This window comes from Mesorhizobium sp. WSM4813, from assembly GCF_055811555.1.
This window is the reverse complement of the sequence record NZ_JBVVQU010000080.1, coordinates 11,574-21,442: the sequence shown is the minus strand read 5'-3', so window position 1 is coordinate 21,442 and position 9,869 is coordinate 11,574. Positions and strand designations below refer to the sequence as shown.

At 62.3% G+C, this 9,869-nt stretch carries 5 protein-coding genes and 2 pseudogenes; 2 read left to right on the top strand and 5 right to left on the bottom strand.

What is annotated here, in order from left to right:
• The 4 genes and pseudogenes from AC0L25_RS29820 to rpsL form a co-directional block, all read right to left on the bottom strand.
• Positions 1 to 77, bottom strand: a pseudogene (locus AC0L25_RS29820) (GTP-binding protein); the annotation flags it as partial.
• Between the two features lie 66 nt (positions 78 to 143).
• Positions 144 to 2,234 (bottom strand): elongation factor G, encoded by a 2,091-nt coding sequence (gene fusA, locus AC0L25_RS29815; RefSeq protein WP_473598741.1) that lies wholly within the window; start codon positions 2,232 to 2,234, stop codon positions 144 to 146.
• 30 nt (positions 2,235 to 2,264) lie between these two features.
• Positions 2,265 to 2,735, bottom strand: a complete 471-nt coding sequence (gene rpsG / locus AC0L25_RS29810; protein ID WP_008875664.1) for a 30S ribosomal protein S7 — start codon at positions 2,733 to 2,735, stop codon at positions 2,265 to 2,267.
• Positions 2,736 to 2,821: 86 nt separating this feature from the next.
• Positions 2,822 to 3,193, bottom strand: a complete 372-nt coding sequence (gene rpsL / locus AC0L25_RS29805; RefSeq protein WP_006333356.1) for a 30S ribosomal protein S12 — start codon at positions 3,191 to 3,193, stop codon at positions 2,822 to 2,824.
• Between the two features lie 462 nt (positions 3,194 to 3,655).
• Between rpsL and AC0L25_RS29800 the strand changes: the two genes are divergently transcribed.
• Together AC0L25_RS29800 and AC0L25_RS29795 are read left to right on the top strand one after the other, a co-directional pair.
• Positions 3,656 to 3,937 (top strand): transcriptional regulator, encoded by a 282-nt coding sequence (locus AC0L25_RS29800; protein ID WP_473598740.1) that lies wholly within the window; start codon positions 3,656 to 3,658, stop codon positions 3,935 to 3,937.
• 164 nt (positions 3,938 to 4,101) lie between these two features.
• A complete protein-coding gene (locus tag AC0L25_RS29795; protein WP_473598739.1) occupies positions 4,102 to 5,037 on the top strand; it encodes a Gfo/Idh/MocA family protein in 936 nt (311 codons plus the stop codon).
• Between the two features lie 376 nt (positions 5,038 to 5,413).
• Here the strand turns inward: AC0L25_RS29795 and rpoC are convergent.
• Positions 5,414 to 9,604, bottom strand: a pseudogene (gene rpoC / locus AC0L25_RS29790) (DNA-directed RNA polymerase subunit beta'); the annotation flags it as partial.
• Positions 9,605 to 9,869 lie beyond the last annotated feature (265 nt).

Here is a 9,869-nt window from a genome sequence, read left to right as displayed (position 1 = left end):
GTCTTGCCATGATCGACATGGCCAATCGTGCCGATGTTCACATGAGGCTTTGTACGCTCGAATTTACCTTTTGCCATGTGATCTCTCCATTCCTGCTCGCCCGTGCGGGCTTTGAATTAAGTTAGCGCTGCAACCCGTTTGGATTACGCGTATTTCTTCTGGACTTCCTGAGCGACCGCGGTCGGCACCGGCTCGTAGTGATCGAACTGCATCGTGTAGGCCGCGCGGCCTTGGCTCATCGAGCGCAGGTTGTCGACGTATTTGAACATGTTGGCGAGCGGCACCATCGCGTTGATAACCACCGCCACGCCACGGGCTTCCTGGCCCTGGATCTGGCCGCGACGGCCGTTCAGGTCGCCGATGACGCTGCCGACATAATCTTCCGGCGTCACCACTTCGACCTTCATGATCGGCTCGAGCAACTGCACGCCAAGCCTGGGCGCCGCTTCACGGAAGCAGGCACGGCCAGCGATTTCGAAGGCCAGAACGCTGGAATCCACGTCGTGGTAGGCACCATCGATCAGCGTCGCCTTGACGCCGATCATCGGGAAGCCGGCGAACGGACCCGACGTCATGACGCTGTTGATGCCCTTTTCGACACCGGGGATGTATTCCTTCGGCACAGCGCCACCAACGATCTTGGATTCGAACAGGAATTCGCTGCTTTCCGGATTTGGCTCGAAAAGAATTTTGACGCGAGCGAACTGACCGGTGCCGCCGGTCTGCTTCTTATGGGTGTAGTCCTGCTCTTGGCTGCGGGTGATCGTCTCGCGATATGCCACCTGCGGCGCGCCGACATTGGCCTCGACCTTGAACTCGCGGCGCATGCGGTCGACGATGATGTCGAGGTGGAGCTCGCCCATGCCGGAAATGATCGTCTGGCCTGATTCCTCGTCGGTCTTGACGCGGAAGGACGGGTCCTCGGCAGCCAGGCGATGCAGCGCAAGGCCCATCTTTTCCTGGTCGTTCTTGGTCTTCGGCTCAATGGCGATCTGGATGACCGGATCGGGGAATTCCATACGCTCGAGGATGACTGGATGCAGCGGATCACTGAGCGTGTCGCCGGTGGTCGTGTCCTTGAGGCCGGCCAGGGCGACGATATCGCCGGCAAAAGCCTCTTCGACGTCGGCGCGCGAGTTCGCATGCATCTGCAGCATGCGGCCGATGCGCTCTTTCTTGCCCTTGACCGTGTTGTCGACCGAGATGCCCTTGGTGAGCTTGCCGGAATAGATGCGGGCAAAGGTGAGCGAACCGACGAACGGGTCGTTCATGATCTTGAAGGCGAGCATCGACAGCGGCTCGTTGTCGTCGGCATGACGCTCGATCTCGGCATCGGTCTTGGCGTCGACGCCCTTGATGGCCGGAACATCGACCGGCGACGGCAGATATTCGACGACGGCGTCGAGCAGCGGCTGCACGCCCTTGTTCTTGAAGGCCGAGCCACAGAACATCGGATAGAACTTCACCGCGATGGTGCCCTTGCGGATCAGCGCGCGGATCTCGTCATTGCTCGGCATCTTGCCTTCGAGGTAATTCTCAAGCGCCGTCTCGTCCATTTCGACGGCGGCCTCGATCATCTTCTCACGGTATTCTTCGGCACGAGCCTTGAGGTCGGCAGGAATCTCGACGACGTCCCAGGCGGCGCCCAGCGTCTCGTCGCGCCAGACCAGCGCGTTCATCTCGACCAAGTCGACGACGCCCTTGAACTCGGTCTCGGCGCCGATCGGCAGCTGCATGACGACGGCATGCGCGCCGAGGCGCGAGCCGATCATCTCGACCGAGCGATAAAAGTCGGCGCCGATCTTGTCCATCTTGTTGCAGAAGATCATGCGCGGCACGCGGTACTTGTCGGCCTGACGCCAGACGGTCTCCGTCTGCGGCTCGACACCGGCATTGGCATCGAGCAGGGCAATGGCGCCGTCGAGCACGCGCAACGAACGCTCGACCTCGATGGTGAAGTCGACGTGGCCGGGCGTGTCGATGATGTTGAAGCGATGCATCTTGCCGTCACGAGCCTTCCAGAAGGTCGTGGTCGCGGCCGACGTGATGGTGATGCCGCGCTCCTGCTCCTGCTCCATCCAATCCATGGTGGCAGCGCCGTCATGGACTTCGCCGATCTTGTGCGACTTGCCCGTGTAGTAGAGGACGCGCTCGGTGGTCGTCGTCTTGCCGGCGTCGATATGCGCCATGATACCGAAATTGCGGTAATCTTCGATTTTATATTCGCGGGCCATGGGAGGTGCCTCTTCAGTCTCGTTCGCGCTTTACCAGCGGTAGTGCGCGAAGGCGCGGTTGGCTTCTGCCATCTTGTGGGTGTCTTCACGCTTCTTAACAGCGGTGCCGCGGTTGTTGGCCGCGTCCATCAGCTCGCCGGAGAGGCGGTCGACCATCGTGGTCTCGTTGCGATTGCGGGCGGCGGCGATCAACCAGCGGATGGCCAGCGCCTGACGGCGCTCGGGGCGCACGTCGACCGGAACCTGGTACGTGGCGCCACCGACGCGGCGCGAGCGCACTTCCACATGCGGCGCGACATTGTCGAGCGCCTGATGGAAGACGGTGACCGGCTCCTGCTTGGTCTTGGACTGGACCTGGTCGAGCGCGCCGTAGACGATGGTCTCGGCAACCGACTTCTTGCCGTCATACATGACGGCGTTCATGAACTTGGTGACGATCAGATCGCCGAACTTCGGGTCCGGATTGATCTCACGCTTTTCTGCACTGTGACGACGGGACATTTTTTCTCTGCCTCAATTCTGCGTGGTGGCCTGGATCCTGGATCGTCGCTTGGCGCCCGTCCGGGATGACCTTGGCTACGCTTCGGTCACTTCGGACGCTTGGCGCCGTATTTCGAACGGCGCTGCTTGCGGTTCTTCACACCCTGCGTGTCGAGCACACCGCGGATGATATGGTAGCGGACGCCCGGAAGATCCTTGACGCGGCCGCCGCGGATCATCACCACGGAGTGTTCCTGAAGGTTGTGGCCTTCGCCGGGGATGTAGCCGATCACTTCAAAACCATTGGTCAGACGGATCTTGGCGACCTTGCGCAGCGCCGAGTTCGGCTTCTTCGGCGTCGTTGTGTAGACGCGCGTGCAGACGCCCCGCTTCTGCGGGTTCTGCTGCATGGCCGGGACCTTGTTGCGCTTCACCGGCGCAATGCGCGGCTTGCGGATCAGCTGGTTGACGGTAGGCATTAAACCCTCTTGTCTCTCAATTCCGTGTCTCGCCCGGTCAGGGCCGCTCAAAGCGTCATTTCCATACGCAAATTCGGGCCACAAACCGCGCCTCGCGGTCTTGCCCGAACAAATGGCAGAGGAAGCGGAAACCGCTTCGTGCACGCCGGAAATGTCTTTTCGCTCGTAAAACGAACCCTGTTTGAGACAAACTCCAAAGCGTGTCGCTTCGGAAGGGAGAGCCTCACATCGGTTCTGACTGGCCGGCTTCTACTCGCAAGCCTGTTGCCCGTCAACCCCGGAGCGCCAAATATTAGGCTGAAACCGAGGCTTGGCAGCCATGCGAAAGACGCATGTAATTTTCTTTCGCCATTTTGCAAGAGGAGGGAAGAAAGTGACCGGCTTTCGGCTGTTGCGCGGGCATGCTTCATGCGAAAAAGAGGCATGAACAGCGCAAATCCCCTCGCCCGGAGGAATCGGCCCGTGAACGACAACGATGAGCGCCCGGTCACCATCATTACCGGCCGGGCATGGAAAAGGAAGGGCGGCAAGCCGGAAGGCGTCCACCTCATGCTGGTCGCGCCTGACGACGATTCGGCGGTGCGCCGCGCGCTCGAATCACTCTCTGCCGAGGGTTACGCCGAGGCGGAGCTTGACCAGATCGGCGACCTGGACGGGATGCCCGACGAAGAGCCGCACCTGTCGGCCTATCAAGGCGCGCTCGAAGGCGAAGTGTCGATCGTCACCTTCGATGTGCCAGTCTGAAGCAGGGCCAGTCTAAGCAGGGCCAGTCTGAAGCAAGGCCGGTTTGAAGCGGGTTCTATCCCGGCCACCGGGCGAGCCTCCCGTGACTTGCCCGGCATCGGTTCTCTGCTAAGAGAACCAATCGCTGCCAGGAGCAGTGCATTTTCCAATCCGTGGAGTCTCCCATGTCTTCGAACAGCAACCCTATCAAGCTCGGCATCGTCGGGGTGGGAAAGATTGTTCGCGACCAGCACCTGCCTGCCTTGGCGAAGGACCAGTCCTATCGCCTCGTCGCGGCCGCCAGCCGGCACGGCAAGGTCGACGGCATCGGGAATTTTCCTGATATCGAGGCTATGCTCAACGCGGTGCCGGAGCTTGAGGCCGTATCGCTCTGCATGCCGCCGCAGTTCCGCTACGACGCCGCGCGGACGGCGCTCGAAGCGAAAAAGCATGTCTTCCTGGAGAAGCCGCCCGGTGCAACGGTCAGCGAGGTCGAGGATTTGAAGGCGCTAGCGGTCGCGAACGGCGTCTCGCTGTTCGCCAGCTGGCATTCGCGCTATGCGCCGGCGGTGGAAGCGGCGCGGGCATTTCTCGGCTCGACGCAGATCAGATCGGCAGCCATCAACTGGAAGGAAGACGTGCGCCGCTGGCACCCGAACCAGGACTGGATCTGGGCTCCTGGCGGCTTCGGCGTGTTCGATCCCGGCATCAACGCGCTGTCGATTGCGACCCACATCCTGCCGGCAATGTTCATCACCTCGGCAATTCTCGATTTTCCCGAAAACCGCGCAGCCCCGATCGCTGCGCACATCGCCTTCCGCACCTCGAACGGCTTGCCGGTGACGATGGAGCTCGACTGGCGCCAGACCGGCCCGCAAAGCTGGGACATCCTGGCCGAGACGGACAAGGGGGCGATGGTGCTTTCGGGCGGCGGCTCAAAACTAGCGGTCGACGGCCGCGTCGTTCACGACGAGCCGGAAGCCGAATATCCGATGCTCTACAGGCGTTTCGCCGAGATCGTGCGCGCCGGCATCTCTGACGTCGACCTCGCCCCGCTGCAGCATGTCGCCGACGCCTTCATGCTCGGCAAGCGCAACGTGGTGGAAGCGTTTTTCGATTAAGCCGCGGAGCTGTAAAGAGTGGCCTTCGCTCCGGTCCTGACCATCTTGCAAGCGTCGCGCCGCCCCTCATCTGGCTGCCGTCATCTTCTCCCCGTGAACGGGGAGAAGGACGCCGTCATCAAAGATTTCGCCAATCTCCAGCGTCGCAGAAAGAGCGCCAAGGCTGCGGTCAGCTTCTTTCTCCCCGTTTACGGGGAGAAATGCCCGGCAGGGCAATGAGGGGCGGCACCGGACGATCGAAATAAGTCGCAACACTCGACGAGGCCTCCTCCCAATCCGTCGCCAGCGGCATAAATTCCAACTTCAACACACAAAAAAAGCCGCCGGGTTGTCCCGACGGCTTTGTTGCCTGAGATCTGTACCGCCGCGCGTACTGCGCGGCGGAAGCCATGTCGGTCAGCATCGGATCGGCGACCTCGACGCCCGACGCCTTGCGGCGTTCGTCGATGATCAACTCGTCGCGCGAGGTGGCGATGCGCCGTATCTGGCTCATTGTGCCGCCGGTGCCGGCCGGGATCAGACGGCCGACGATGACGTTTTCCTTCAGCCCCTGCAGCATGTCGGTCTTGCCGGCAACCGCCGCTTCGGTCAGCACTCGGGTCGTCTCCTGGAAGGAGGCGGCAGAGATGAAGGACGGCGTCTGCAGCGAGGCCTTGGTGATGCCCAAGAGCACCGGCTGGCCTTCGGCCGGCTTCTTGCCGTCCTCGACCAGGCGCTCGTTGACCTCTTCCAGCTCGATCACGTCGACGTGGTCGCCCGGAATGTAGGTCGAGTCGCCCTGCGCCGTGATCTCGACCTTCTGCAGCATCTGGCGAACGATCACCTCGATGTGCTTGTCGTTGATCGACACGCCCTGCAGACGGTAGACCTCCTGGATCTCGTTGACGAGGTAGGACGCAAGCGCCTCCACGCCCTTGATCGCCAGGATGTCGTGCGGCGCCGGATTGCCGTCGAGGATGTAGTCGCCCTTCTCGATAACGTCGCCGTCCTGGAGATGGAACGGCTTGCCCTTCGGGATCAGGTATTCGACCGGCTCAAGCGTCGAGTCATGCGGCTCGATGATGATGCGGCGCTTGTTCTTGTAGTCGCGGCCAAAGCGGATCGTGCCGTCGATCTCGGCGATGATGGCGTGATCCTTCGGACGGCGTGCCTCGAACAGTTCGGCAACACGCGGCAGACCGCCGGTGATGTCCTTGGTCTTGGCGCTTTCCATCGGGATACGCGCCAGCACGTCGCCGGGGCGAACCTGTGCACCCGGCTCGACCGAAAGAATGGCCTCGACCGAGAGCAGGAAGCGAGCGTCGCCGCCCTTCGACAGCTTGCCGACCTTGCCCTTGGTGTCCTGGACGACGATCGCCGGCTTGAGGTCGTTGCCACGTGGCGTCGAACGCCAGTCGATGACCTCGCGCTTGGTGATGCCGGTCGATTCGTCGGCCGTTTCCTGGACGGAAATGCCATCGACCAGATCCTCGAACGCCACCTTGCCCTCGATTTCGGTGAGGACCGGGCGGGTATAGGGATCCCACTCGGCGATGCGCTGGCCGCGCTTCACCTTGTCGCCATCGTCCACGAAGATGCGCGAACCATAGGTGACTCGGTGCGTGGCGCGCTCCTTGCCGGCCTCGTCGAGGATCAGCACCGCCATGTTGCGGCCCATGACCATCTGCTGGCCGTCGGAGTTGCGCACCACGTTGCGGTTGCGGATCTCGACCTTGCCCTCATAGGAGGCTTCAAGGAACGACGAGTCCACCACCTGCGCCGTACCGCCCATGTGGAAGGTACGCATGGTGAGCTGGGTGCCCGGCTCGCCGATCGACTGCGCCGCGATGACGCCGACAGCCTCGCCCTGGTTGACCGGGGTGCCGCGGGCCAGATCGCGTCCGTAGCAGACCGCGCATACACCGACCCTGACGTCGCAGGTCAGCGCCGAGCGGATACGGACCGACTGGACACCGGCCTGTTCGATCTGCTCGACGTCGCGTTCGTCCATCAGCGTTCCGGCCTTGACTAGAACCTCACCCGTGACCGGATGAGTGATGTCGTCGAGCGCCGTGCGGCCGAGGACGCGCTGGCCGACGGAAGCGACGACTTGGCCGGCATCGACGATCGGCTGCATGGTGAGGCCCTTGTCGGTGCCGCAGTCGACGGAGTTGACGATGCAGTCCTGCGCCACGTCGACCAGACGACGGGTGAGGTAACCCGAGTTCGCCGTCTTCAAGGCGGTGTCGGCCAGACCCTTGCGGGCGCCGTGGGTCGAGTTGAAGTACTCGAGCACGGTCAGGCCTTCCTTGAAGTTCGAGATGATCGGCGTCTCGATGATCTCACCGCTAGGCTTAGCCATCAGGCCGCGCATACCGGCAAGCTGGCGCATCTGGGTGGGCGAGCCGCGCGCACCGGAGTGCGACATCATGTAGATCGAGTTCATCGGCTTTTGACGGCCATTATCCTCGAACTCGACCGCCTTGATGCGGGCCATCATCTCGTCGGCGACCTTTTCCGAGCACTTGGCCCAGGCGTCGACGACCTTGTTGTACTTCTCGCCCTGCGTGATCAGGCCGTCATTGTACTGCTGCTCGTACTCCTTGGCCAAAGCCTCGGTGTCGGAAACCAGCTTGATCTTGGCATCCGGGATCAGCATGTCGTCCTTGCCGAACGAAATGCCGGCGCGGCAGGCGTGGCTGAAGCCGAGGGCCATGATGCGATCGCAGAAAATGACCGTCTCCTTCTGACCGCAATGGCGGTAGACGGTGTCGATCATCTTGGAGATGTTCTTCTTGGTCATCTCCTGGTTGGCGGTCTCATAAGGCACGTTGACGTTCTTCGGCAGAAGCTCGCCGATGATCATGCGGCCGGGCGTGGTGTCGTAAATCTTCGACACGACCTTGCCGTCCGCATCGACCGTGCGGAAGCGGCCCTTGATCTTGGTGTGCAACGTCACCGCCTTGGTCTCGAGCGCGTGCTGGAGTTCGCCCATGTCGGCAAACACCATGCCCTCACCCGGCTCGTTCTGGTTGACGATCGACAGATAGTAGAGACCCAAAACCATGTCCTGCGACGGCACGATGATCGGCGCGCCGGAAGCCGGGTGCAGGATGTTGTTGGTCGACATCATCAGCACGCGGGCTTCAAGCTGTGCTTCCAGCGACAGCGGCACGTGAACCGCCATCTGGTCGCCGTCGAAGTCCGCATTGAAGGCCGTGCAGACCAGCGGGTGAAGCTGGATCGCCTTGCCTTCGATCAGGATCGGCTCGAACGCCTGGATGCCGAGGCGGTGCAGCGTCGGCGCACGGTTCAGAAGCACCGGGTGCTCGCGGATGACCTCGTCGAGGATATCCCAGACCTCCGGACGCTCCTTCTCGACCAGCTTCTTCGCCTGCTTGACGGTCGAGGAATAACCCTTGGCGTCGAGACGGGCATAGATGAAGGGCTTGAACAGTTCGAGCGCCATCTTCTTCGGCAGGCCGCACTGGTGCAGCTTGAGCTCCGGACCGGTGACGATGACTGAGCGGCCGGAATAGTCGACACGCTTGCCGAGCAGGTTCTGGCGGAACCGGCCCTGCTTGCCCTTGAGCATGTCGGACAGCGACTTCAGCGGACGCTTGTTGGCGCCGGTGATGACGCGGCCGCGACGGCCATTGTCGAACAGCGCGTCAACGGCTTCCTGCAGCATGCGCTTTTCATTGCGCACGATGATGCCGGGCGCACGCAGCTCGATCAGCCGCTTCAGGCGGTTGTTGCGGTTGATGACGCGGCGATACAGATCGTTGAGATCGGACGTGGCGAAGCGGCCGCCGTCCAGCGGAACCAGCGGGCGCAGGTCCGGCGGGATCACCGGAACCACCTTCATGATCATCCATTCCGGGCGGTTGCCGGACTCCATGAAGTTCTCGACGACCTTGAGCCGCTTCAGATACTTCTTCTGCTTCAGCTCGGACGTGGTCGAAGCCAGCTCCGAACGCAGGTCGCCGGCGATCTTCTCCAGGTCCATGCCGGCCAGAAGGTCGTGGATGGCCTCGGCGCCGATCATGGCGGTGAAGCTATCTTCGCCATACTCGTCGACCGCCATCATGTACTCTTCCTCGCTGAGGAGCTGGTGCTCCTTCAGTGCGGTGAGGCCAGGCTCGGTGACGATGTAGTTCTCGAAGTAGAGAACGCGCTCGATGTCCTTCAGCGTCATGTCGAGCAGCGTGCCGATACGCGACGGCAGCGACTTCAGGAACCAGATGTGGGCGACGGGCGCGGCCAGCTCGATATGGCCCATGCGCTCGCGACGGACGCGCGACAGCGTGACTTCGACGCCGCACTTTTCGCAGATGACGCCCTTGTACTTCATGCGCTTGTACTTGCCGCACAGGCACTCGTAGTCCTTGATCGGACCGAAAATACGCGCGCAGAACAGGCCGTCGCGCTCCGGCTTGAAGGTGCGGTAGTTGATGGTCTCCGGCTTCTTGATCTCGCCGAACGACCAGGACAGAATCTTCTCAGGGCTGGCGAGCGAAATCCGGATGGAATCGAACACCTGCGCAGGCGCCTGGGGATTGAAGAGATTCATGACCTCTTGGTTCATGCCGTTCTCCTTTTCGGGGTCAGAAAACCCCTTGCATCTAGCGCGGGCCAAACGCCCGCCGACTTGATCGGCCATCGGCCGAAGAAACTTCTTGTTTGAGCATGATCTTGGCCGAAAACCGGTAACCACTTTTCGGGATCATGCTCGGCGTGGGGGGGGGGGGGGGGGGGCCCCCCCCCCCCGGCGGGGGGGGCGGGGGGGGGGGGGGGCGGCGGCGGGGGGGGGGGGGGGGGGGGGGGGGGGGGGGGGGGGGGGGGGGGGGGGG

Excerpts from the sequence above, each read along its gene's own strand:
- rpsL (WP_006333356.1), bottom strand. The coding sequence starts at position 3,193 with ATGCCTACCGTCAACCAGCTGATCCGCAAGCCGCGCATTGCGCCGGTG.
- fusA (WP_473598741.1), bottom strand. The coding sequence starts at position 2,234 with ATGGCCCGCGAATATAAAATCGAAGATTACCGCAATTTCGGTATCATG.
- AC0L25_RS29795 (WP_473598739.1), top strand. The coding sequence starts at position 4,102 with ATGTCTTCGAACAGCAACCCTATCAAGCTCGGCATCGTCGGGGTGGGA.
- rpsG (WP_008875664.1), bottom strand. The coding sequence starts at position 2,735 with ATGTCCCGTCGTCACAGTGCAGAAAAGCGTGAGATCAATCCGGACCCG.